18 protein-coding genes are annotated in these 21998 nt (G+C 69.5%); 13 read left to right on the top strand and 5 right to left on the bottom strand.

Annotated features, from left to right (window positions below):
- Nucleotides 1-102 precede the first annotated feature (102 nt).
- Genes LK540_RS19755 through LK540_RS19745 form a run of 3 tightly spaced genes read left to right on the top strand, consistent with a single transcriptional unit; the run spans nucleotide 103 to nucleotide 3922 of the window.
- A complete protein-coding gene (locus LK540_RS19755) occupies nucleotides 103-621 on the top strand; it encodes a 2Fe-2S iron-sulfur cluster-binding protein (RefSeq protein WP_307729192.1) in 519 nt (172 codons plus the stop codon).
- Complete coding sequence (locus LK540_RS19750; protein ID WP_229439027.1) at nucleotides 618-1610, top strand: xanthine dehydrogenase family protein subunit M; 993 nt, start codon at nucleotides 618-620, stop codon at nucleotides 1608-1610. The genes LK540_RS19755 and LK540_RS19750 overlap by 4 nt, the downstream gene beginning before the upstream one ends.
- Complete coding sequence (locus tag LK540_RS19745) at nucleotides 1607-3922, top strand: xanthine dehydrogenase family protein molybdopterin-binding subunit (RefSeq protein ID WP_229439026.1); 2316 nt, start codon at nucleotides 1607-1609, stop codon at nucleotides 3920-3922. Before LK540_RS19750 ends, LK540_RS19745 begins: the two co-directional genes overlap by 4 nt.
- A 17-nt stretch (nucleotides 3923-3939) precedes the next feature.
- Here the strand turns inward: LK540_RS19745 and LK540_RS19740 are convergent, their stop codons facing one another.
- From LK540_RS19740 to LK540_RS19730, 3 genes are all read right to left on the bottom strand, one after another.
- Nucleotides 3940-4701, bottom strand: a complete 762-nt coding sequence (locus LK540_RS19740) for a DUF1080 domain-containing protein (protein WP_229439025.1) — start codon at nucleotides 4699-4701, stop codon at nucleotides 3940-3942.
- A gap of 49 nt (nucleotides 4702-4750) precedes the next feature.
- Nucleotides 4751-5182 carry a Fur family transcriptional regulator gene (locus LK540_RS19735; protein WP_229439024.1) on the bottom strand — a complete coding sequence of 144 codons (432 nt, stop codon included), beginning with the start codon at nucleotides 5180-5182 and terminating at the stop codon, nucleotides 4751-4753.
- Between the two features lie 67 nt (nucleotides 5183-5249).
- A complete protein-coding gene (locus tag LK540_RS19730) occupies nucleotides 5250-7358 on the bottom strand; it encodes a TonB-dependent receptor (RefSeq protein WP_229439023.1) in 2109 nt (702 codons plus the stop codon).
- Nucleotides 7359-7630: 272 nt separating this feature from the next.
- On the opposite strand from LK540_RS19730, the gene LK540_RS19725 reads away from it, so the two are divergent.
- From LK540_RS19725 to LK540_RS19705, 5 genes are all read left to right on the top strand, one after another.
- Nucleotides 7631-8380, top strand: a complete 750-nt coding sequence (locus LK540_RS19725) for an ABC transporter ATP-binding protein (protein ID WP_229439022.1) — start codon at nucleotides 7631-7633, stop codon at nucleotides 8378-8380.
- Nucleotides 8377-9819 carry a DUF3526 domain-containing protein gene (locus LK540_RS19720; RefSeq protein ID WP_229439021.1) on the top strand — a complete coding sequence of 481 codons (1443 nt, stop codon included), beginning with the start codon at nucleotides 8377-8379 and terminating at the stop codon, nucleotides 9817-9819. The genes LK540_RS19725 and LK540_RS19720 overlap by 4 nt, the downstream gene beginning before the upstream one ends.
- Nucleotides 9816-11180 carry a DUF3526 domain-containing protein gene (locus LK540_RS19715; RefSeq protein ID WP_229439020.1) on the top strand — a complete coding sequence of 455 codons (1365 nt, stop codon included), beginning with the start codon at nucleotides 9816-9818 and terminating at the stop codon, nucleotides 11178-11180. Before LK540_RS19720 ends, LK540_RS19715 begins: the two co-directional genes overlap by 4 nt.
- 273 nt (nucleotides 11181-11453) lie before the next feature.
- The gene (locus tag LK540_RS19710; RefSeq protein ID WP_229439019.1) at nucleotides 11454-14012 is read left to right on the top strand and encodes a prolyl oligopeptidase family serine peptidase; all 2559 of its coding nucleotides are present in this window, start codon (nucleotides 11454-11456) and stop codon (nucleotides 14010-14012) included.
- 97 nt (nucleotides 14013-14109) lie between these two features.
- Complete coding sequence (locus LK540_RS19705; RefSeq protein ID WP_229439018.1) at nucleotides 14110-14310, top strand: hypothetical protein; 201 nt, start codon at nucleotides 14110-14112, stop codon at nucleotides 14308-14310.
- Nucleotides 14311-14341: 31 nt separating this feature from the next.
- Here the strand turns inward: LK540_RS19705 and LK540_RS19700 are convergent, their stop codons facing one another.
- Nucleotides 14342-14953, bottom strand: a complete 612-nt coding sequence (locus tag LK540_RS19700) for a response regulator transcription factor (RefSeq protein ID WP_229439017.1) — start codon at nucleotides 14951-14953, stop codon at nucleotides 14342-14344.
- Nucleotides 14950-16563: a HAMP domain-containing sensor histidine kinase gene (locus LK540_RS19695; RefSeq protein WP_229439016.1), complete on the bottom strand. Its 1614-nt coding sequence runs from the start codon at nucleotides 16561-16563 to the stop codon at nucleotides 14950-14952. The genes LK540_RS19700 and LK540_RS19695 overlap by 4 nt, the downstream gene beginning before the upstream one ends.
- A gap of 186 nt (nucleotides 16564-16749) precedes the next feature.
- Between LK540_RS19695 and LK540_RS19690 the strand changes: the two genes are divergently transcribed.
- From LK540_RS19690 to LK540_RS19670, 5 genes are all read left to right on the top strand, one after another.
- Nucleotides 16750-17157, top strand: a complete 408-nt coding sequence (locus LK540_RS19690) for an HPF/RaiA family ribosome-associated protein (RefSeq protein WP_229439015.1) — start codon at nucleotides 16750-16752, stop codon at nucleotides 17155-17157.
- A 106-nt stretch (nucleotides 17158-17263) separates the two neighbouring features.
- Complete coding sequence (locus LK540_RS19685) at nucleotides 17264-17791, top strand: hypothetical protein (protein ID WP_229439014.1); 528 nt, start codon at nucleotides 17264-17266, stop codon at nucleotides 17789-17791.
- Nucleotides 17792-17893: 102 nt separating this feature from the next.
- Entirely contained in the window at nucleotides 17894-18421 is a 528-nt protein-coding gene (locus LK540_RS19680) for a hypothetical protein (RefSeq protein WP_229439013.1), read from the top strand.
- A 123-nt stretch (nucleotides 18422-18544) separates the two neighbouring features.
- Nucleotides 18545-20146 (top strand): NAD(P)/FAD-dependent oxidoreductase, encoded by a 1602-nt coding sequence (locus LK540_RS19675; RefSeq protein WP_229439012.1) that lies wholly within the window; start codon nucleotides 18545-18547, stop codon nucleotides 20144-20146.
- Nucleotides 20143-21975 (top strand): amidohydrolase, encoded by a 1833-nt coding sequence (locus LK540_RS19670; protein WP_229439011.1) that lies wholly within the window; start codon nucleotides 20143-20145, stop codon nucleotides 21973-21975. Before LK540_RS19675 ends, LK540_RS19670 begins: the two co-directional genes overlap by 4 nt.
- The last annotated feature ends 23 nt before the right edge of the window (nucleotides 21976-21998 follow it).

Below are 21998 nucleotides of genomic sequence, written 5' to 3'. Positions count from 1 at the left end.
TTCACGGCCCGGCAACGATCAGCCGGACCCGGCATTTCGGAAGCACAGCAGCGCAGCAACACCCTTTGCTACAGTTACACCCCTGTCGAAAGGATGTCCGCCATGCCCACGATCAGCATCAATGGTTCCGATCACCCCCTGCCGCAGGACCCGCGCGTGTCCCTGCTGGACTTCCTGCGCGAACACCTGCACCTGAGCGGTACCAAGGTCGGATGCAACCAGGGCGCCTGCGGCGCCTGCACCGTCCTCGCCGACGGCGAGCGTATCCTGTCCTGCCTGGCGCTGGCCGTGCAATACGAGGGCCGCGCCATTACCTCGATCGAAGGACTGGGCGCCGACGGGCAATTGCATCCGCTCCAGCAAGCCTTCATCGAAAACGACGGTTTCCAATGCGGCTATTGCACGCCGGGCCAGATCTGTTCGGCGATCGGCATGGCGGCCGAGCTGCAGCGCGGCGTACCCAGCCACGTCACCGATGACTTGGCCGCCGCCAACATGGCTCCCAGCCACGACGAAGTGCGCGAGCGCATGAGCGGCAATTTGTGCCGCTGCGGCGCCCACAACGGCATCGTCGCCGCCATCAACGAACAGCTGGCCGCGGCCGGACAGGAGGCGCCATGACACCCTTTACCTATGCCCGCGCCCAGGACGCGGGCGATGCCATCCGGCTGGCCGCACTGGGCGACGCGAAATACCTTGGCGGCGGCACCAACCTGATCGACCTGATGCGCGAGACCGTGGAACGGCCGGCCGCGCTGGTCGACGTCACCGGATTGTCGGGCGCCATCGAGGCGCGCCCTGACGGCAGCATCCTGATCGGCGCGGCAGCGAAGAACACCGCCGTGGCCGAACACCGCGCGGTGCGCGAGCGTTTTCCCTTGCTCAGCCGCGCCATCGTCGCCGGCGCCTCGGCCCAGATTCGCAACATGGCCACGGTCGGCGGCAACCTCCTGCAGCGCACCCGCTGCACCTATTTCTACGACAACGAATGCTCGCGCTGCAACAAGCGCGAGCCGGGGCAGGGCTGCGATGCGATCGACGGCTTCAACCGCATGCACGCGGTGCTGGGCGCCTCGAACGCCTGCATCGCCACCCATCCGTCCGACATGTGCGTGGCGCTGGCCGCGCTCGGCGCGATCGTGCACGTGCAAGGCTCTGGAGGCACGCGTTCCCTGCCGCTGACCGAGCTGCACCGCCTGCCCGGGGACCACCCGGAACACGAGACCGAGCTGGCGCCGGGCGAACTGATCACCGCCATCGAATTGCCGGCGCTGCCGTTCGCCGCCCACTCCGCCTACCGCAAGGTGCGCGACCGCTCCAGCTATGCGTTCGCGCTGGTGTCGGTGGCCGCCGCCATCGACGTGCAGGACGGCATCGTGCGCGACGTGCGCCTGGCGCTGGGCGGCGTGGCCCATAAGCCCTGGCGCGCCTGGAAGGCGGAAGGCGCGCTGAAGGGGCAGCCGGCGAACGCCGACAGCTTCCGCGCCGCCGCCGCATTGGAACTGGCCGATGCCCGTCCGCAAAGCGCCAACGGTTTCAAGATCGGCCTGGCACAGCGCACGATGGTCGCTGTCCTGCAGGGCTTGAGCGCGAAGGAGAAGCAGCCATGAACATCGTCAAGGAAAAAGCGCAGCAGGTCATGAAGAAGGCGATCGAGCTCGCGCCCGACAAGTGGATGCCCGGCGGGCGTCCCGATCCCCTGGGCGACAGCCGCGACGGCTACATCGGCATGCCGGTGTCGCGCATCGACGGCCCGCACAAGGTGGCGGGCCAGGCGCGCTTTGCCGCCGAGTTCGCGCTGGACGGCATGCTGTATGCGGCCCTGGTCTACAGCACGGTGCCGAAGGGCCGCATCGCCACCATCGACACGGCCGCGGTCGCCGCAGCGCCCGGCGTCGCGCTGGTGATGACGCATGAGAACGCGCCGAAGATGGCGCCGATGCCGCTCTTCATGAGCGCGCAAAAGGCGGCGGCGGGCGAAAAAGCGGCGGTCATGCAGGGCGACCGCGTCGGCTACAACGGCCAGCCGGTGGCATTGGTGCTGGCCGCGACCCAGGAGCAGGCCGACCATGCCTGCACGCTGGTGAGGGTAAAGTACGAGACCGAGCCGGCGGTCACCTCGCTGGAGGCGGCAAAGGCGCGCGGCAGCGAACCGGGCGCCTTCATGGGTGAGCCGCTCAAGAAGGAGGTCGGCGATGCCGAAGACCGGCTGGCGCGCGCTGCGCACAAGGTCGACGCCGTGTACCGCACGCCGCGCCACAGCCACAATGCGATCGAGCTGCATTCGGTAACGGTGGCCTGGGAAGGCGATACCCTGCGCCTGCACGACGCCACCCAGGCCGTTGCCCACACGGCCTGGTCGCTGGCCCAGGTGTTCGGCCTGAAGGAGGAGCAGGTGCGCGTCAGCTCGCCCTTCGTCGGCGGCGGCTTTGGCGGCAAGACCCTGTGGCGGCACCAGGTGCTGGCGGCGGCCGCATCCAGACTGGCGGGGCGGCCGGTGCGCCTGATGCTCTCGCGCGCCGGCGTCTACCGCGTCGTCGGTGGACGCGCGCCGACCGAGCAGCGGGTCGCGATCGGCGCCAGCGCCGACGGCAAGTTCGAGGCCATCGTCCATACCGGGACCACGGCGATGTCGCCGAATAACGAATTCCCCGAACCCTTCATCCTGGCGACGCAGTGCATGTACGGCGCCGAGAGCTTCAAGCTCGACGTGGAAGCGGTACGCATGGACATGCTGGCGAATACCTTCATGCGCGCGCCCGGCGAGGCGGTCGGCACCTTCGCCCTCGAATGCGCGGTCGACGAACTGGCCGAGCGGCTGGACATCGACCCGGTGGAACTGCGCATTCGCAACGAGCCTGAGAAGGACCCGCTCGAAGGCAAGCGCTTCTCGTCGCGCCACCTGGTGGCCGCCTGGCGCATGGGCGCCGAGCGCTTCGGCTGGGATGCGCGCCAGGCCAGGCCGGGCATGCGCCAGGAAGGCGAATGGCTGGTCGGCCTGGGCTGCGCCGCCGCCACCTACCCCTATCACCGCATGCCGGGCGGCGCGGCGCGCATCACCTTGCGCCGCGACGGCAGCGCCCACGTCGCATTCGCCGCCCACGAAATGGGCATGGGCACCTCCACCACGCACGCGATGGTGGCCGCCGAGCGCCTCGGCCTGGCGCTGGAGCAGGTGACGGTGGCCTACGGCGACTCCACGCTGCCCGGCATGATCCTGGCCGGCGGCTCGCAGCAAACGGCCTCGGTGGGCCATTCGGTGATTGCGGCCCAGCGTGCACTGGTGGCGAAGCTGCTCGAACTCGCGCCGAAGGAATCCGCGCTGCACGGCCTGGCGCCCGACGACGTGGCCGCGCGCAACGGCGGCCTGTGCAAGCGCGACGAACCCCAGCGCTTCGAAAGCTACGCGGCGCTGCTCGAACGCGCCGGCCAGGAAGAGCTGAGCGCCGAGGGCGAAGCGCCGCCGCCGCTCGAGTACATGCACTGGTCGATGCATTCCTACGGCGCCATCTTCTGCGAGGCCCGCGTGAACGTGGTCACGGGCGAGACACGCGTGACCCGCCTGCTCGGCGCCTACGACTGCGGGCGCGTGGTCAATCCGAAGACGGCGACCAGCCAGTTCCGCGGCGGCATGATCATGGGGATGGGCATGGCGCTGATGGAGGAAACCGGATTCGACGAGCGCAACGGCCGCATCATGAACCCCAGCCTGGCCGAGTACCACGTGCCGGTGCACCTGGACGTGCCCGAGATCGAGGTGATCTGGACCGATATCCCCGACCCGCACGCACCGATGGGCGCGCGCGGCATCGGCGAAATCGGCATCACGGGAACGAGTGCGGCGGTCGTGAATGCGATCTACAACGCCTGCGGCAGGCGGGTGCGCGACTTGCCTGTTACGCTGGACAAGCTGGTCGACTGAGCGCAAGGCGTGTGCGCTCAGAGCGGCCGCACCCAGATATTCCGGAAGCCGACCGCGTCGCCATGGTCTTGCAGCTTGATCGGCGCGGGGCCGTGGGCGCGGTAGAAGGGCTTGCCGGCGTACACCGTTTCGCCCTGCAGCGCGGCGTGGTTCTGCACCAGCACGCCGTTGTGCAGCGCGGTCACGTAGGCAGGCGCCAGCAGGGCGCCGTCGGGCTCAAAGCGTGGCGCGGTCCAGATGACGTCGTAGGTCTGCCACTCGCCAGGGGCGGCGCAGGCATTCGCCAGCGGGGCGAATTGCTTGTAGAGGCTGGCGGCCTGCCCATTCACATAGGTCTTGTTGGCGGCGCAGTCGAGGATCTGCAGCTCGTAGCCGCGGCCGGCGCCGGTGGCGGCCAGGAACAGGCCGCTGTTGCCGCGCGCCTGGCCGGTCCCGCCCAGGGTAGCGGGCACGCGCCATTCGAGGTGCAGCTGGTAGTCGCCGAACAGGCGCCGGGTCTGGATATCGCCGCTGCCGCCGCGCACGGTCAGCACGCCGTTCTCCACGGTCCAGCCGGCAGGCTTGTCGGGCGTGGCTGCCGCCACCCATTCGCGCAGGTCCTTGCCGTCGAACAGCACCACCGCATCCGATGGCGCGGCGCTGGAGGAAGCGGGAACGACGCGGGCGGGCTCGGGCGCCCAGGCTTCGGTGTCTTTCGGGTCGGGCTGCGGCTGTTGCTGGGCGGCCGCTGGGAGCGCGATCGAGAGACCGATCAGGGCAATGCTGAGTCTGCTGGTCATGCCTGGCATTCCGCTTGAAAAGGCGAAAAGCATAGCATGCGCCAGTGGATTACTTGCCGCTGCAGTTCGGACAGGTTCCCTTGATCAGGAAATCGACTTCCTGGCTGGTAAAGCCCTCGGGCATCTTCAGCCGGCGCGGCAGGGGCGTGTCGTTGAAACAGGTGACCGAATCGCAGCTGGTGCACTGGAAGTGCGCGTGGTCGTGGTCCTGCCCGCCGGCGGCGGGGCCGGTGCCGAAGCGCCAGACCTGGTCGGCGCCGGCGATCCGGTGCACCATGCCGTGCTCGGCCAGCCAGTCGAGCACGCGGTAGAGGGTGACGGCATCGAGCGCCTCGCCCGGCAGCTGGGCCAGGATCTCGTGGTGGGTCAGGGGCTGGCTGTGCCCGAGCAGGAAGCTCAGGACCCGGGTGCGCGGACGGGTCAGGCGCGCACCTGTGGCCCTGATCAATGTTTCCGCGCGCTGTTCGGTAGTCGATTCCATGGTTCCATCCTCTGCACGCGGATTCTAGCATGGCCTCCCGGCGCCTACCGGGAGGGGGGCACGGGGCTCAGAAGAAGTAGCGCAAGGACGCTCCCGCCTGGCGCTGCGGCACGGTCGACACCAGCAGCCCGGCCGCGGTGCCGTAGGCGATGTCGCTGGCGAACGCGTGCGGCTGCAGCGTGGCCCACAGCGAACCCTGGAACTTGCCGAGGTCATAGGTCGCCTTCAGGTCGTAGCGCACATAGGTCGGCATGTCGCGCTCGCGTAGCGGCGTGCCCATGTAGTACGGGTTGCCGGCGGTAAGGTACACGTCGCCGTTCAATGCCAGGTTGCCGGCGCCGAGGGCGCTGCGGTGTTGAAAGCCGGCCTTCCAGGTATGTTCCGGCACCGACAGCCGCGCACCCGTGCCCGGCGCCGGGTTGTCGAGCCGGGCGCGCAGGATGCGGCCATAGCTCAGGTAGGCGCCCAGCGCGCGGCTGGCCTGCCAGCGCGCGTCGAGTTCGAATCCGCGGCGCGTGGTCTGGCCGGAGGCGACGAACACGTCGGGGGCGGTGTTGACGATCTCGTCGTCGTTGCGGATGGTGTACACGGCGCCGGACACAGCCAGCCCGGCGGCCGGCCGCAGGTTGAAGCCGAGGTCGTGCGAGCGCACCTTGCTCGGGTCGATGCCGGCGTTGATGCGACCGCCCGGCGCGCCGAGCGGCCCCAGGCTCCCGCTCGTGCTGATCTGCTCTGCCGCAGGCGAACGGAAGCCCTCGGCCACGTTGGCGAACACCTCGAACCCGTCCAGCGCCTGCCAGGCCGCCCCGAGCTTCGGCGTCACGGCCGAGCCGGTGTAGCCGGTCGATGCGGCCGGCAGCTTGCGGTTGACCAGGGTGTAGTCGAAGCGGTCGTAGCGCGCGCCGCCGTGCAGCTTGAGCGTCGGCAGGACGCGGTACTGGCCCTGCACGAAGAGGCCATAGGTCAGCAAGTCGAGGTCCTGGTTGTTGATGTAGTTGGCGGACGGCTGCAGGCGCAGGTACTGGCGCCGGTACGCGTCGCCGCTGTCCTTGCGTGCGTCGAAGCCGGCCGTCAGCACGGCATCGTCGCCGAAGGCCCAGGTATTTCCAGCGCGCGCGCCGTAGATGGCGCGGTCGTCGTAGCCGTAGGTGTGGGCCGTGGTGCTGGTCGTGATGGCGCGGCTGCGCTCGAAGTCCTCGGCGTACACGGTGGTGAACCAGCCGGCGTCGCCGGAAACCGGACGGCGGTTGAACACCAGGCTGGCGCGGCGCGCGTCGCCGAAGCCGGGCAGGTCGAACTGGGTGGCGTGCGGGTCGAGGCCTGTTTCGAGCGAGGGCAGCAGCAGGTAGCCGGCGCCGGCATAGTCGGAGCGGTACCAGCTGGCGCGCAAACTGTAGACGCCATCGCCGAGGGTGCGCGAGAGCTTCCAGAACACGTTGCTGCGGTCGTTGCCGGCGCCGTGGCGGAAGCCGTCGACGCGGTAGCGGTCGGCCACCAGCAGCGAACGCACGTCGCCGAAGTCGTTCGAGAGGGTCAGCGAGGCGCGCCGGCCGCCGTAGCTTTCCAGGGTAAGGGCGGCGCTCGACGGCGTGGCCGCGCCGCCTTCGCGGGTGTCGATCACCACCGCTCCGGCGCGGTTCTGGTCGCCGTACAGGGCGGAGACCGGACCCTTGATCACGTCGACGTTCGCGATCATGTCCGGCGTCAGCCATTCCAGGAAGGCCGGGCCGTGGCCGGCGCCGCCCTGGCTCGATGGAATGTTCTGCGGCACGCCGTCGATGCTGATGGCGGTGTCGGCGCCGTGCGTGCCCTGGGTGGCGAAGCCGCGCATGCGGAAGCCGTTGCCGGTGTCGCCCTGGTCGATGTTGTTGGCCACCACGCCCGGCACGCGGCGGAAGATGTTCGAGATGTCGCGGCCGACGTTGATGCCGGCGATGTCGGCGGCCGTCACCGTGGTCACCGAGCCGGGCAGGGCGCGGGCGTCGCTGCCGGGCGCCAGGCGGCTGTCGTCTTCCCGGCTGCCCTTGACCTCGACCACCTGGACCGGCGCGTCGTCCACGGCCGCATCGGCAGCGGGCAGCGCGGCAGCAGCAGGGGAATGGCTGGCCAGCGCACAGGTGAGCAGGACGGCGTGGGAAATGGCGCGGACGGGCAGCGGGCAAGGGGAGGGGTACAAGATGGGAACTCCAGGCTGAGTGATCGGAAAGCGGTAAAGGGAAGCGCTCGCTGCGCAACAGGCGTGCGCCAGGCGGCATGCCGGCCCTTGTTGCAAGCGGCTTGCATCATAGTCGTGCCTTTTCGTAAACGCAAGCCAGTTGCAACAAGTTTTTCCGTTCCCGGTATTTTCGCAATCAGATAGTGCAACCCGGCATTAAATGAGATAGCATTCTCATTAGTGTTGCAATTGTATTGCAATAGTTCCGCCTTAGTCCACTTCAGGAGACGCGTTTGACCACCGATCCACAAGCAGCCATCACCGGCGAACCCCTCGTGCTCGAAGCGCGTGCGGCCGTTGCCGGCTATGGCGGCAAGACCATCCTGCACCAGCTCGACCTGGCGATCCGCCCCGGCGAAATCTATGCGCTGCTCGGCGCCAACGGCGCCGGCAAGACCACCACCCTCAGCCTCTTCCTCGGCTTCGTCGCACCCTCGGCGGGCCAGGTGCGGGTGAACGGCGCCGACCCGGCCGCGCAGCCGGCCGAGGCGCGCCGCCACCTGGCCTATATCCCGGAAAACGTGGCCCTGTACGAGCACCTGACGGCGCGCGAGAACGTGGCCTACCTGCTCGACCTGGCCGGGCAGCGCGAGTCCAACGCCGCCATCGGCGCCGCGCTGGCCAACGGCGGCCTCGACCCGGCGGCCCACGACCGGCGCGTGGCCGGCTTTTCAAAGGGCATGCGCCAGAAGGTGGCGATCGCGCTGGCGGCGATGCGCCGGGTGCCGGCGCTGCTGCTCGACGAACCCACCTCCGGCCTGGACCCGCAGGCGACCGTAGAATTCAACCGCCTGCTGGCGCAGCTGCGCGCGCAGGGCACCGGCATCCTGATGGTGACGCACGACCTGCTCAGCGCCGCCGACGTCGCCGACCGCATCGGCTTCCTCGATGGCGGCCGCCTGCGCGAAGAGGTGGCGGCCAGCGGCGCCGAGCGCTTCGACGTGCGCGCGCTGCACCGCCGCTACGGAGGGCAGGCAACATGAGCGCGCGGGTTTCCATCGTCGCCAGGATCGCGCGCGAAGAATGGCGCGCGCTGCTGCGCGACCGCGCCGCCGTCCTCGGCCTGGTGCTGCTCACCGTGCTGACCCTGCTGGCCGCGCTGAACGCCCACGAATACCGGCGCAACGCCGATGCCGAGCGCGCCCGCTATCAGGACCGCGCCAACCACGAATTCCAGGCCCAGCCCGACCGCCACCCGCACCGCGTGGTCCATTTCGGCCACTTCCTGTTCCGGCCCCTGAACCCGCTAGCCGCATTTGATCCCGGCATCGACGGCTACACCGGCCACACCCTGTTCCTGGAAGGCCACCGCCAGAACAGCGCCAACTTCGGCGACGTGCGCCAGAATTCGCTGCTGCTGCGCTTCGGCCAGCTGTCGCCGGCGTTCGTGCTGCAGGTGCTGGCGCCGCTATTGCTGGTGTTCTTCGGCCATGCCGGCGTGGCGCGCGAGCGCGAGAGCGGCACCCTGCGCATCCTGCTGGCCCAGGGCGTGCGCAGCCGCCAGCTGGTGCTCGGCAAGCTGCTGGCGCTGGGCGGCTTTGCCGGCCTGGCGCTGCTGCCGGCCCTGGCGGCGCTGGCCTGGTTCGCGCTCGAGGGCGGCACGCCCTGGCCGCTGGCGCTGCTGCTCGGCGCCGGCTATGCCGGCTGGCTGCTGTTGTGGGCATTGACCGTGGTGCTGGCCTCGACCCTGGCCGCGCGCGGGCGCGACGCCCTGCTGGCGCTGCTCGCGGTGTGGGCGCTGGCCGTGATCCTGCTGCCGCGCTGGGCGCCGGACCTGGCGAACAGCGCAGTGGCGCTCAGCACGCGCTTCGAGGACGGCATCCACGTCCAGCGCGACTACCTGGCCCTGGGCGACGCCCACAACCCGAACGACCCCAAGTTCTCGGTCTTCCGCGCCAACCTGCTGAAGCAGTACGGCGTGACGCGCGTGGAAGACCTGCCGGTGAACTACAAGGGCCTGGTCGGCATGGAAGGCGAGCGCCTGTCCAGCGAGCTGTTCAACGGCTATGCCGAAGCCGCGTTCGACCGCCAGGGGCGCCAGAACGCCATCGTCGACGGCTTCGGCTGGCTCAGCCCCACGCTGGCCCTGCGCCGCCTGTCGATGGCGGCATCAAGCACCGACCTGGCCAGCTACCGCCGCTTCCTCGACCAGGGCGAACGCTACCGCTATGAACTGGTGCAGGGCCTGAACCGGCTCCAGGCCGAAGCCTTGACCTATACCGACGATACCACCCCGAACAAGGAGAACCGCGTGTCCCGTTCGCACTGGGAAGCCTTCCCGGAATTTCATTACCAGGCCGCGCCGGCCGCCGACACCCTGCGCCGCGCCGCCCCGGCCGGCCTGGTCCTGCTGGCCTGGATCGCCGCGCTGGCGCTGCTGGCCTGGCACCTGGCCGGCCGCCTGGGAAGGAGCGTGCGATGACTTCCCTGGCATTCGAACTGAAGCTGATCCTGCGTGCGCGCCTGATGCTGGCGGCGCTGCTGCTGTTGCTGGCGCTGTCGGCGCTTGCCGTCTGGTCCGGCCTGCACGAAGTGGCGCGCCAGCGCCAGACCATCGCCCGCGTCCAGCCGCTGAACGAGCAGGACGTGGCCTCGGTCGCGCGGCGCTACCCGGCCAGTCCCGATGGCGGCCAGCCCGCCTACTACACCTTCTACACGACCTGGGACGCGCCCTCGAACGCCGCCTTCCTGGCCATCGGCCTGCGCGACGTCGCGCCCTACGTGCTGCGGGTGCGCGCGCTCGGCCTGCAGGCCCAGCTCTACGAAGGCGAGACCTTCAATCCCGAGCTGGCGCTGGCCGGGCGCTTCGACTACGCCTTTGTCCTGATCTACCTGGCGCCGCTGTTCGTGATCGCGCTGCTGCACGATCTGGTGTCCGGCGAGCGCCAGTCCGGCCGCCTGCGCCTGTTGCTGTCGCTGCCCGGCGGTGCGCGCCTGTGGCGGCGCCGCGTCGGCCTGCGCGCGCTGCTGGTCTTCGCCTGCCTGGGCTTGCCGTTGCTGCTGGCCGCGCCGCTGGCCGGCATGCCGCTGTCCGGGCTGGCGCTGGTGTTGGCCGTCAGCGCCGCTTACCTCGCTTTCTGGACCGGTTTGTGCCTGCTGGTCGGCACGCGCGGCTGGCAGTCGGTGGCGAATGCGACGGCGCTGATGGGCAGCTGGGCGGTCCTGACCCTGGTGCTGCCGGCCCTGGCCAACGTGGCGTTGACGCGCGCGATTCCCGTGCACCAGGGCGTCGACCTGATGCTGGCCCAGCGCCAGGCAGTGCACGGCGCCTGGGAAGTCCCGCGCGAGGTCACCATGCGCAGGTTCTTTGCCAGCCATCCCGAGTGGCAGGGCACGGCGCCGCTGCCGGCGGGCTTCCACTACAAATGGTATTTCGCCTTCCACCAGCTGGGCGACGAAAGCGTGGCGGCGCAGGTGCGCGACTACCGCGCGGGCTTGATGGCGCGCCAGGCGTGGACCGGGCGCCTGGGATGGATCCTGCCGGGCGTGGGCGCGCAAGCCATCCTGCACCGCCTGGCCGGCACCGACCTGCCGGCCCAGCTGGCCTACCAGGACAGGATCGCGGATTTTCATCGCGCCATCCGGACCTTTTATTACGGCTACCTGTTCAACGACCGGCCGTTCGGCCAGGCGGATTACGCGAAGCGGCCGACGTTCGCGCCGCATGTCGCCGAGCCGGCGCTGCCCTGGGGCGGGGCGGTGGCCATGGCCGTGCTGAGCCTGGCGGTGCTGGGGCTGGGACTGGCCCGGTTGCGGCGGCTGCGGCTGCTGGCGCGCGGCTAGGGCCGGCTGCTGTCGCCGCTCCGCCCCCCGTTTCTGCACAAGGCGGCTCACCCGGCGGGAATGGGCGCAGACGGGCAGGGCGGTCCGGAATGCCGCCCTGCAGCGACGGTTCCGGAACGCCGCCCTGCAGCGACGGTGACAGATATTTGTATCGTAAGTTTTCCGCCCAGCGTTTAGTGTTGCTAGGGAAATATTTCTATGGCAATGTTTGTCATCACGCGTGAGGTTTCCTCCAGTTCGTGTTCCACATATTCGACAAAGCGGAGAATGTTTATGCAGCGAAAATCCTTGTTGTGCGGTCTGGTGGGCACCACGCTCGCCCTGGGCATGACGTCCATCTCGGTGGCGGCGCCGGCGGCTACCGCGGCCAGCGCGCCGGCCACGAGCGCCTACAACCAGCCGCCGAAGGAAATCCTCGACGTGATGCGCGCCCCGGCCTCGCCGTCGCCTTCGCTGAGCCCGAAGCGCGACAAGCTGATGCTGGTGACGATGGACGACTACCCGTCGATCGCCAAGGTCGCCACGCCTTTCCTGCGCCTGGCCGGCGTGCGCATCGAGCCGGGCAACCATAGCCAGCACGATACCCCGGGCGGCTACGGTATTCCGCCTTGCGTGAGCGCGATCGACCTGGTGCAGGTGGCCGACGGCGCCACCACCGCCGTCAAGCTGCCGGCCGGCGCCTGCCCGCGCCGCCCGCTGTGGAGCGCCGACGGCCAGCGCTTCGCCTTCGAGAACATCACGAACGAAGCGGTCGAGCTGTGGATCGGCGACGCCAAAACCGGCGCCGTGCGCCGCCTGCCCGGCGTGCGCCTGAACCAGATGTTCGGCGACCAGGTGCAGTGGATGCCCGACCAGAAGACCCTGCTGGTGAAGCTGGTGCACGCGCAAAAGGCGCCGCCGGCCGCGCCGCCGGGCTCGGATGGCCCCGGCATCCAGGAATCCCTGGGCGCCACCGGCCAGAGCAGCACCTACGAAAACCGCGACACCCTGCGCAACCGCCACGACGAAGCCCTGTTCGAACACTACGGCAAGTCGCAGCTGGCGCTGGTCGATGCCGCCAGCGGCAAGATCACCCCGGTCGGCAAGCCCGGCCTGTACGAAGAACTCGACGTGGCGCCGGACGGCCGCCATGCGGTCGTGACCGAAATCCGCCCGCCGTATTCCTACGTCACCACCTTCGACCGCTTCCCGAAACAGATCGACCTGTGGGACCTGGCAGCAGCCAGGGGCAAGAGCGCAAACCCGGTCGTGCGCGAAATCGCCGCGCTGCCGCTGGCCGACCGCGTGCCGAACCGCGGCGTGCCGACCGGTCCACGCAACTTCACCTGGCGTCCGACCGATGCAGCGACCCTGGTCTGGGCCGAAGCGCTCGACGGCGGCGACCCGAAAGTGCAGGCCGCCCAGCGCGACAAGCTGGTCATGCTGAAGGCCCCGTTCAAGGGCGAGCCGGTGGAATTCGCCCGCACCGAGCAGCGCTACGCCGGCCTGGCCTGGAGCGAGCAACCCGGTACGGCCCTGCTGACCGACTACGACGTCAACCGCAAATGGCGCCGTACCTGGCAGATCAACGTCGACGATGCGCAAGCCTCGCGCCGCCTGGTCTGGGACATGTCGACCGACGAAAAATACGCCGATCCGGGTTCGCCGGTGCGCCGCACCCTGGCCAACGGCTTCTCGGTGATCCGTCAGGATGGCAACGCGATCTACCTGTCCGGGAACGGCTCGTCGCCGGCGGGCGATCGTCCCTTCCTGGACAAGTTCGACCTCGGGACCCAGAAGGCCGAACGCCTGTACCGCAGCACCGACAGCTCCTACGAGCAGTTTCTCGGCTTCGCCAACGATGACACGCGCCGCCTGCTGACCTGGTACCAGTCGGCAGCCGAAACGCCGAACGCGATGGTGCGCACCGTCGGCGCAGGCACTTCGGCCGCCGCCGGCGAGCCGTCGTACGCATCGACCAGCGTGGCGCTGACCCGCCTTGCCGATCCGGTGCCGCAGGTACGCGAGATCAAGAAGCGCCTGGTGAAGTACAAGCGCGCCGATGGCGTCGACCTCTCGTTCACGCTGTACACGCCGCCGGGCTACAAGGAAGGCACGCGCCTGCCGACCATCCTGAACGCCTATCCGCTCGACTACGCGGATGCGTCCAAGGCCGGCCAGACCACCGGTTCGCAAGCCACCTTCACGCGCCTGCGCCAGTACCGCCTGCTGCTGTTGTCGGGCTACGCCATCATCGACAGCGCCGCCTTCCCGATCGTGGGCGACCCGCGCAAGGCCTACGACACCTACACCGAGCAACTGGTGGCGAACGCCAAGGCGGCCGTCGACGAAGCCGTGCGCCTGGGCGTGACCGACCCGAACCGCGTGGGCGTGACCGGCCATAGCCACGGCGCGCTGATGACGGCGAACCTGCTGGCGCACTCGAACCTGTTCAAGGCCGGCGCGGCGACCAGCGGCTCGTACAACAAGTCGCTCACGCCCTTCGGCTTCCAGAACGAGCGCCGCTCGGTGTGGGAAGCGCCGGACGTCTACACCAAGGCTTCGACCTTCTTCTACGCCGACAAGCTCAAGACGCCGCTCCTGATCGTGCACGGCGGCGACGACGCGAACCCGGGCACCACGCCGCTGCAGTCGACCAAGCTGTACGAGGCGATCCGCGGCAACGGCGGCACCACGCGCCTGGTGATGCTGCCGTACGAGCCGCACTGGTACGCGGCGCGCGAGTCGAACGAACAGCTGATCTACGAGATGCTGCGCTGGTTCGACAAGTACGTGAAGGAGGCGCCGGCCGCGGCAACTGCGGCGGCAGGAACCGCAGCCGCCGCGCCGTAAGGGAAACCCTTACGCGCGACCCGGATTCGGTTGGCGCCGCCCTCGTCCATAATCCCTCCTGCAGGCCAGCAGGCCGCCTATACAGGAGGGATTGACAGTGAAACCAACGAACCACCCACCCGACGCCGCCATCCATGCCAGGTTGCGCATGGAACGGCGCGGCAAGCGCCGGATTGCCAAGGACATCGTCGCGCGCGGCCAGCGCCAGCGCCGCGGCCTGGCCCGCGTCGTCCTGTCAGGCGGCGCCATTGCGGCCGCCGCTACCGTCGCCACCCTGTTCGAAGCCGCGCTCTGGTAGCGCGGGATGCCGGCATCGCAGGCGGGGCCCGCTAGCCGCCGCCGTATTGCAGGTGCTGGCGCACCAGGTCGGCCACGCTGGCGGCCTGCAGCTTTTCCATCATGCGCGCCTTGTGGACTTCCACCGTGCGCACGCTGATACCCAGGTCGCGCGCGATCTCGCGGTTATGGCGCCCGCCCACCACCAGCGCCATCACTTCGCCTTCGCGCGGGGTCAGGCTGGCGTGGCGCCGGGCATAGTCCGCCTGGGCCGGGCTGGCGCGCAGGTCGCTGGCCTGGCGCCCGAAGGCTTCTTCGATGGCGCGCACCAGTTGCGCCTCCTGCAGCGGCTTCTCGAGGAAATCGACGGCCTGGGCGCGAAACGCCTCGCGCGCCGAATCGACGTCGCCATGGCCGGTGATCACCAGCACCGGCAGGCGGCAGCCCCGTTCGCGCAAGGTCTTTTGCAGGGTCAGGCCATCCATGCCCGGCATGCGGATGTCGAGCAGCATGCAGCCGCGCAGCGCCGGACTCCAACCCTGCAGGAAGGCTTCGGCATCGGCGAAGAACGCCGTCCTGTATCCGTTCAGGCTCAGCAGCAAGCCCAGCGCGTCGCGCACGGCCGCATCGTCGTCGACGATGTAGACGGTGTTGTCAGTGTTCATGTCGTTTCATCCTTTCGCCGCTCCGCTCCGCTACGCACTCCGTGCGCCGGCAATGTCATGGTAAAGACCGCGTGCCGCCCCGGCGCCGCCGTGAGCGTGCCGCCGTGGGCCTCGACGATGGCGCGGCTGATGGCCAGGCCGAGTCCCAGGCCGCTCGACTTGAGCGAGACGAAGGGCTGGAACAGCCGGCTGCGCACCGTGTCGGCGATGCCGGGTCCATTGTCGGCGATCCTGACCCATACCGACAGTCCGTCCACGCCCGCATCGACCGTGATGCGGCGCGGCGTGCCGGACGGCGTGCTACCCGGCCCCTCGGCCAGCGCCTGCACCGCATTCGTCAACAAATTGCGCAGCACGATGTCGAGCTGGATGCGGTCGCCCAGCAGGGCGGCGGCGGGCACCTGGCGCACCTGGAGTTCCACCTGCGCCGCGGCGGCCTGCCCGGCGAACGCGGCCACGCTGTCCTCTACCAGCTCGGCCAGCGTCAGGGTGTCGAGGGCGATGGCGCCGCTGCGGAAGAATTCGCGCAGGCGCTTGAGCACGTTCGATGCGCGCTGCGCCTCGGCCGCCATGGCGTCGACGGTTTTGGTCAGCAGCGGATCGCCGCCATCGCGCAGCACCAGGCGCTGGCAGGCGCTCCCGTAGGCCGAGAGCGCCGTCAGCGGCTGGTTCAGCTCGTGCGCCACCGCGGCCGCCATTTCTCCGGCGGCGGCCAGGCGCAGCGACTGGCGCAGGTCGTCGCTGGCGCGCCGCGCGATATCGACCGCGATGCCGATCAGGAAGCCTGACAGGATCAGGCTCAGGACCAGCATCTGCAAATTTGGCATGCGTTCGAGGTGGAGCACCGGCCACAGCGCGGCGATCGTCACCCCGGCTTCGAGCACGATGGCGGCGGTGATGGCGCCCGCCATGCCCTGGCGCGAGGCGGCCCAGGCCAGCGGCAGCATCAACAGGTAGTAGGCCAGCGAGGCCGGCGCCGGACTTTGCAGCGCAAAGGCCAGCAGCAGGGCGATCGCCGCGGTGTAGGCGGCGCTGTCCCAGTTGCGTATCCGGGCCAGGCAGTCGGCGCGCAGCGCCGGGTCGAACAGGCAGCAGGCGGCCGGCACGATGGCCAGCATGCCCGCGGTCTCGGCGATGGCGTAGCGGCTCAGGACGTCGACCCAGGACAGGCCGGCCGCCGTCCCGGGGCCGCGCACGGTCACGGCATACAGCAGGGCGCCGAGCAGGCTGGCCAGCGCCGCCAGGGCGGCCCAGAGCAGCATGCCGCGGTGGCTGGCGAAGAACGCACCGCCGGGCAGGCGGCGCCGCGTGAACAGCGCCAGCGCCAGGTACAGCGGCACCGGCAACAGCCCGGCCAGCAGCGACGGCAGCGGCTGCGCCGGCAAGGCGGGCGTGATGCTCGCCGCCAGCAGGGCCGCCAGCACCAGCGGCAGTAGGGCGCGCCTGCCATGCCGGATTGCCGCGTACACCGCCAGCCCGGCAGCCGGATGCCAGACCGGGGCGATGGCCTGGTAGCGCGCCTCGGGGCCGCTCAGCACGTCGCAGGCGACATACGCCGCCACGAAGGCGCAGCCGCGCCAGATCGGGCGGGCAGGGGAAGTGCCGTGCATATGGCCTTTCGTCGATGGTGGAGCGGGCATTATCGCCGCATCGGCGGCAACTCGCGCTGTATCGGGAAAACCCTATAAGGGAAACCCTTAGGGGAAGTGGCGAATGGTCAAGCGCGGCCGGATGGGCGAGACTGGAGCCGGGCCACGGATGTGGTCCCGCCATCTCAACGACGACAGGAGCCTGCCATGAAAGTCCATCTGCTTGCAAAACAGTTCCCCCTCACGCCGGCCCTGCGCGGCTATGCCGAACGGCGCCTGCGCACCGGCTTGTCGTTCGCCCGCGACCGGATCGGCGACGTCGTGGTGCGCCTCGGCGACATCAACGGGCCGCGCGGCGGGAACGACAAGCAATGCCATATCCTGATCGCGGTGCCGGGGCAGCCGGCGCTGGTGGTGCGCGACGTCCAGGCCGACCTGTACAGCGCCATCGACCGCGCCGTCAAGCGCGCCGCCCACACGCTGCGCCAGGCGGTGATGCAGCGCCGCTACCTCGAGCGCTGGGGCCACCGCAACCCGGCCCGGCCCCGCCATGCCGCGGCCGATGCGCTGGCCGTGGCCGACGCGTTCGATGGCGGCGCAGTCCCGGCAGGCTAAAGCCCGGGAAAGCCGGCAAAGGAGGCGCGGCGCCGGGCAAGCGTCATGTCCGCGCCGGGGGGCGGAGGTGCTACACTCGCGCCCTTATCACGAGGCTGCAGACACCATGACGAACAAAAAACAGCAATCGGCGGGCGCGCAGGGCGGCCGGCCGGAGAACCCCTTCATCGACGGCGCGTTCTACGACCGCGTGCGCGACTACACCGAACGCGACGCCACCTTTTCGAAGGAACTCAAGGCCATTGCCGACCGCGGCGCCGGCAAGGAAAGCACCGACGCCCGTTTCGCTCCTTCGCTGGAACTGCTGCGCGGCGTGGTCAAGAAGGGCGTGTCGCTGAACGACATGTTCGAGCGCATCGTGATGGGGACCGAATCCGGTTTGTGGGAGCCATGGCTGGCCGCCTTCGGCATCGAACTGCGCGGCGTCAGCTATGGCAAGACCGAACCGCGCAACGCCCGCCTGGCCCTCGACATCAGCCTCGGCGCCAAAGCCAACCCCTTGTTTGCCAACGCCGGCATCCGCAACTGGCGCAGCCTGGTCGCCGAAGACTGCGCTCAATTGCAGGTCGAGAAGCCGACCGAGCACGCGCCGGCCAAAGCCTACGCCATCTTCTTCCTCGAAACCGGCGACTGAAGCAACGGCGCTTGCGGGCAGCCGCCCATTTCGGCATGATTCGAAGGCCCTCCCGCCCAAAGCGGGCGGGCTTTTTTTACATCGAACCGGAGCCCCATACGGATGAACAAATGTTTGCGTATTCAGTACATATGTTTGGTGCTGGCGATGGCGCCGATCGTTTCCCATGCGACGGACGCGGCGGCGGCAGAAACGGTATCGCCGGGCGCCGGACGGCCGAACTGCGGCGACTATTCGATACTCGGCCCCCATCCTGTCCGGCCGCTGCTTGAAAAACACTGCGGCACGATCGACGAGGCTGATCAGAAAGCATTTCTCAGCGCGCTGGCGCGCCTTGACCCTGTGGCGCAGGCGCGTGCCGCAGCACAGCGGGGCGATTTTCGCCTGGCGGCGGTGGTCGGCGGTGGGCCGCCGCCACCGGGACTAAAAAGGTTCTGGTCGGTCCAGGGAGGCCAATGCGAGGCGATCGAGGATAGGGATGTCGCGATATGGTTCCACGGGACCGACGCCTTCTACAGCGCAACACATTCCCAGCTCAATCACGGGATGGTTGACTTTGCCGAACAATACAACACCACACTGATGCGTGAACCGGGTTTTCCGGCAGCGCGGGGATGTCATGCCGGGTAGCCGAGCAGCCGGAGTCACCTCAGGTCCGGCATCCGGACACGGCCTCGACACGAGAGCGGCAGAAAGCCGCTACAAATCTCTTCCATAGGCGCATAATGTCCGGGTTCTCTGAGGAGGAACCGGATGCGCGACGCCATCATCGTCGGAGCCGGCCACAATGGCCTGGTCTGTGCCTTCTACCTGGCCCGCGCCGGGTTGAAGGTCACCGTACTCGAACAGCGCCAGGTCGTCGGCGGCGCCGCCGTGACCGAGGAATTCCATCCTGGCTTCCGTAATTCGGTGGCCGCCTATACCGTCTCCCTCCTGAATCCCAGGGTCATCGCCGACATGCGCCTGGCCGAGCACGGCCTGCGTGTCGTCGAGCGGCCCCTGTCGAACTTCCTCCCGCTGGGCGATGGCAACTACCTGAAGCTCGGCGCCGGCAAGACCGCCGGCGAGGTCGCGAAATTCTCGCAGCGCGACGCCAGCCGCCTCGACGACTACGCCAGGCACCTCGACACCGCCGCCGACCTGCTGCGCGAACTGGTCCTGCAAACGCCGCCAAACCGGGTCGAAGGCGGCTGGCTGGCCGCGCTGCCGGAACTGATCAAGGCGGGCAAGCTTGGCAACCGCATGCGCGCGCTGTCGCTCGACGCCCAGCGCGGCCTGCTCGACCTGTTCACCAAGTCCGCCGGCGACTACCTCGACGGCTGGTTCGAGAGTGCGCCGATCAAGGCGGCGTATGGCTTCGACAGCGTGGTCGGCAACTACGCGAGTCCCTACACGCCCGGCTCGGCCTACGTGCTGCTGCACCACGTGTTCGGCGAGGTCAACGGCAAGAAGGGCGCCTGGGGCCATGCCATGGGCGGCATGGGCGCCATCACGCAGGCGATGGCCAGGGCGGGGCAGGCGCATGGCGTCGAGATCCGCCTGGATGCGGGCGTGCGCGAAGTCGTGCTGGAGAAGGGCCGCGCCAGCGGGGTGGTCACCGCCAGCGGCGAATGCCTCAGCGCGCGCGTGGTCGTCTCGAACCTGAACCCGCGCCTGCTGTACACCAGGCTGGTCGATCCCGGCGCGCTGCCCGGCGACTTCCTGCGCCGCATGCAGGCCTGGCGCTGCGGCTCGGGCACCTTCCGCATGAACGTGGCGCTGTCGGAGCTGCCCAGCTTCACATGCCTGCCCACGACCGCAGCCGCCGAACACCACGGCAGCGGCATCATCATCGCGCCCAGTTTGCAGTACATGGAGCGCGCCTACATGGATGCGCGCACCAGGGGCTGGTCGCGCGAACCGATCGTCGAGATGCTGATCCCGTCCACGCTCGACCCCGGCCTGGCGCCGCCCGGCCAGCACGTGGTCAGCCTGTTCTGCCAGCACGTGGCGCCCCAGCTGCCCGACGGCGCCAGCTGGGATGCGCACCGCGAGGAGGTGGCCGACCTGATGATCGATACCGTCGACCGCTGGGCGCCGAATTTCAGGCGCGCGGTGCTGGGCCGCCAGATCATGAGCCCCCTCGACCTGGAGCGTACCTTCGGCCTGGTCGGCGGCGACATCTTCCACGGCGCCCTCGGCCTGGACCAGCTGTTCGCGGCGCGCCCGATGCTGGGCCACGCCGACTACCGCGGCCCCGTGCCCGGCCTGTACACCTGCGGCGCCGGCACCCATCCGGGCGGCGGCGTGACCGGGGCGCCGGGGCACAACGCGGCGCGCGAAGTCCTGCGCGACCTGCGCCGGCGCCGCGCATGATGCGGCGCCTCGTTGTTGTCGCCTTCCTGCTGGCCGGCGCCGGCGCGCAGGCGGCCGGCCCGGCGGTCGACCTGGTCTACCGCAACGGCGTCGTCTACACCGTCGACGCGCGCGACAGCGTGCACGCGGCGCTGGCCGTGCGCGCCGGGCGCATCGCCTATGTCGGCAGCGATGCCGGGGCCATGGCCCTGGCCGGCAAGCGCACGCGCGTCATCGACCTGCATGGCCGCATGCTGATGCCCGGCCTGGTCGACGCGCACATGCATCCGCAATCCGGCGGCAGCCGCCTGCTCAACTGCAGCCTGGATTACCTGCGTCTCACGGTCCCGCAGTTCCAGGCACGCATTCAGGCCTGCATCGACCGCGACAAAGGCCAGCCGCCGGATCGGCCGCTGTTGGTCGTGAACTGGTTCCAGCAGGGGATGGAGCCGGCCGGCGCCGGCACCACGGCGGCCACGCTCGATGCGCTGAGAACGGTCCGCCCACTCATCGTGCGCTCCTCGTTCGGGCATTCGGTGCAGCTCAATTCCCGCGCCATCGCCCTGGCCGGCATCAACCGCGACACGCCCGATCCAGGCGGCGGCAAGATCGTGCGCGACGCCCAAGGCAACGCCACAGGCCTGCTGGAAGACGCCGCCCAGGACCTGGCGATGCGCTTCGTGCCGGCCCTGAACGCACGGGAGAACCTGGCCGCGTCGAGCGCGGCGCTGAAGGCGATGCGGCGCCAGGGCATCACCAGCTTCCTCGACGCCTGGACCGACCCGGAGACCATGACCGCCTTTACGGCGCTGCAGCGCCAGGGCAAGCTGACCGCGCGCGCCCACTTCGCCGTACTGATCGACCTCGACAAGGGCGCCACGCCGCAGGGCGCGGTCGCCGACCTGCTGCGCCAGCAAGGGCAGTTCGACCAGGGGCCGACGCGGGCGGCGCCGTCGATGCAGGTGCGCCACGCCAAGCTGTTCATGGATGGCGTGATCGCCGCTCCCGCGTTCACCGGCGCCATGCTCGAACCCTACCTCGTGAACCGGGGCAGCGAGGAGCGGCCGGACTGGCAGCCTGGCCCGAGCAAGGGACCGCCAGGCTACTTTACAGGGCCGGCCCTGCGCAGCACGCTGGCGGAGCTCGCGCGGGCGCGCATCGACCCGCACATCCACGCCGATGGCGACCGCGCGGTACGCGAATCGCTGGACGCCATCGCGGACCTGCGCGCGAGCCCGGAGGGGAAGGAGGTGCGGCCGGCGCTGGCGCATGCCGAGATCGTCGACCCCGCCGACTATCCGCGCTTTGCGCAACTGAACGTCACGCCGGTGCTCTCCTTCCAGTGGGCCAAGCCGGCGCCGGACACGGTCGGCGCGCTGCGCGATTACCTGGGTCCGGCGCGCTACGCCAGGGTCGAACCGCAGGCCGTGCTGCAGCAGGCCGGGGCGCGCATCGCCTACGGCAGCGACTGGCCGGTCGATCCGCTCGACGCCTGGTTTGCGCTGAAGGTGGCGGTGACCCGCAGCGCCGCGCCGGATGCGGGAAATGAGTATGCCGGCCGCCTGACCGCCCAGCCGGGCATGACGCGCGCCGCCGCGCTGCGCGCCGCTACCATCGACGCGACCTGGACGCTGCGCCAGGAAACGCTGACCGGGTCGCTGGAAACGGGCAAGCTGGCCGACCTGATCGTCCTCGACCGTAACGTCCTGACCATCCCGGATGAAGACATCGCCAGGGTCCAGGTATTGCAGACCGTCGTCGGCGGCAAGGTCGTATACGAGTCGCGCGCCTTGCGCCGCAAACCGGCGCGGTCCGGCAACGGTGCGGGGGGCTGCGTGATCGGATGCTAGACTTCGCGTTCAGCTCACTCGCA

Source organism: Massilia sp. IC2-278, assembly GCF_020708045.1.
Classification (GTDB): Bacteria; Pseudomonadota; Gammaproteobacteria; order Burkholderiales; family Burkholderiaceae_D; genus Telluria.
Note: the sequence above shows the minus strand (reverse complement) of the source record. Positions and strands in the feature narration are given on the sequence as shown.

Excerpts from the sequence above, each read along its gene's own strand:
- LK540_RS19685 (WP_229439014.1), top strand. The coding sequence starts at position 17,264 with ATGACGAACAAAAAACAGCAATCGGCGGGCGCGCAGGGCGGCCGGCCG.
- LK540_RS19700 (WP_229439017.1), bottom strand. The coding sequence starts at position 14,953 with ATGAACACTGACAACACCGTCTACATCGTCGACGACGATGCGGCCGTG.
- LK540_RS19695 (WP_229439016.1), bottom strand. The coding sequence starts at position 16,563 with ATGCACGGCACTTCCCCTGCCCGCCCGATCTGGCGCGGCTGCGCCTTC.
- LK540_RS19680 (WP_229439013.1), top strand. The coding sequence starts at position 17,894 with ATGAACAAATGTTTGCGTATTCAGTACATATGTTTGGTGCTGGCGATG.
- LK540_RS19755 (WP_307729192.1), top strand. The coding sequence starts at position 103 with ATGCCCACGATCAGCATCAATGGTTCCGATCACCCCCTGCCGCAGGAC.
- LK540_RS19750 (WP_229439027.1), top strand. The coding sequence starts at position 618 with ATGACACCCTTTACCTATGCCCGCGCCCAGGACGCGGGCGATGCCATC.
- LK540_RS19745 (WP_229439026.1), top strand. The coding sequence starts at position 1,607 with ATGAACATCGTCAAGGAAAAAGCGCAGCAGGTCATGAAGAAGGCGATC.
- LK540_RS19690 (WP_229439015.1), top strand. The coding sequence starts at position 16,750 with ATGAAAGTCCATCTGCTTGCAAAACAGTTCCCCCTCACGCCGGCCCTG.
- LK540_RS19715 (WP_229439020.1), top strand. The coding sequence starts at position 9,816 with ATGACTTCCCTGGCATTCGAACTGAAGCTGATCCTGCGTGCGCGCCTG.
- LK540_RS19670 (WP_229439011.1), top strand. The coding sequence starts at position 20,143 with ATGATGCGGCGCCTCGTTGTTGTCGCCTTCCTGCTGGCCGGCGCCGGC.
- LK540_RS19740 (WP_229439025.1), bottom strand. The coding sequence starts at position 4,701 with ATGACCAGCAGACTCAGCATTGCCCTGATCGGTCTCTCGATCGCGCTC.
- LK540_RS19675 (WP_229439012.1), top strand. The coding sequence starts at position 18,545 with ATGCGCGACGCCATCATCGTCGGAGCCGGCCACAATGGCCTGGTCTGT.
- LK540_RS19735 (WP_229439024.1), bottom strand. The coding sequence starts at position 5,182 with ATGGAATCGACTACCGAACAGCGCGCGGAAACATTGATCAGGGCCACA.
- LK540_RS19710 (WP_229439019.1), top strand. The coding sequence starts at position 11,454 with ATGCAGCGAAAATCCTTGTTGTGCGGTCTGGTGGGCACCACGCTCGCC.
- LK540_RS19720 (WP_229439021.1), top strand. The coding sequence starts at position 8,377 with ATGAGCGCGCGGGTTTCCATCGTCGCCAGGATCGCGCGCGAAGAATGG.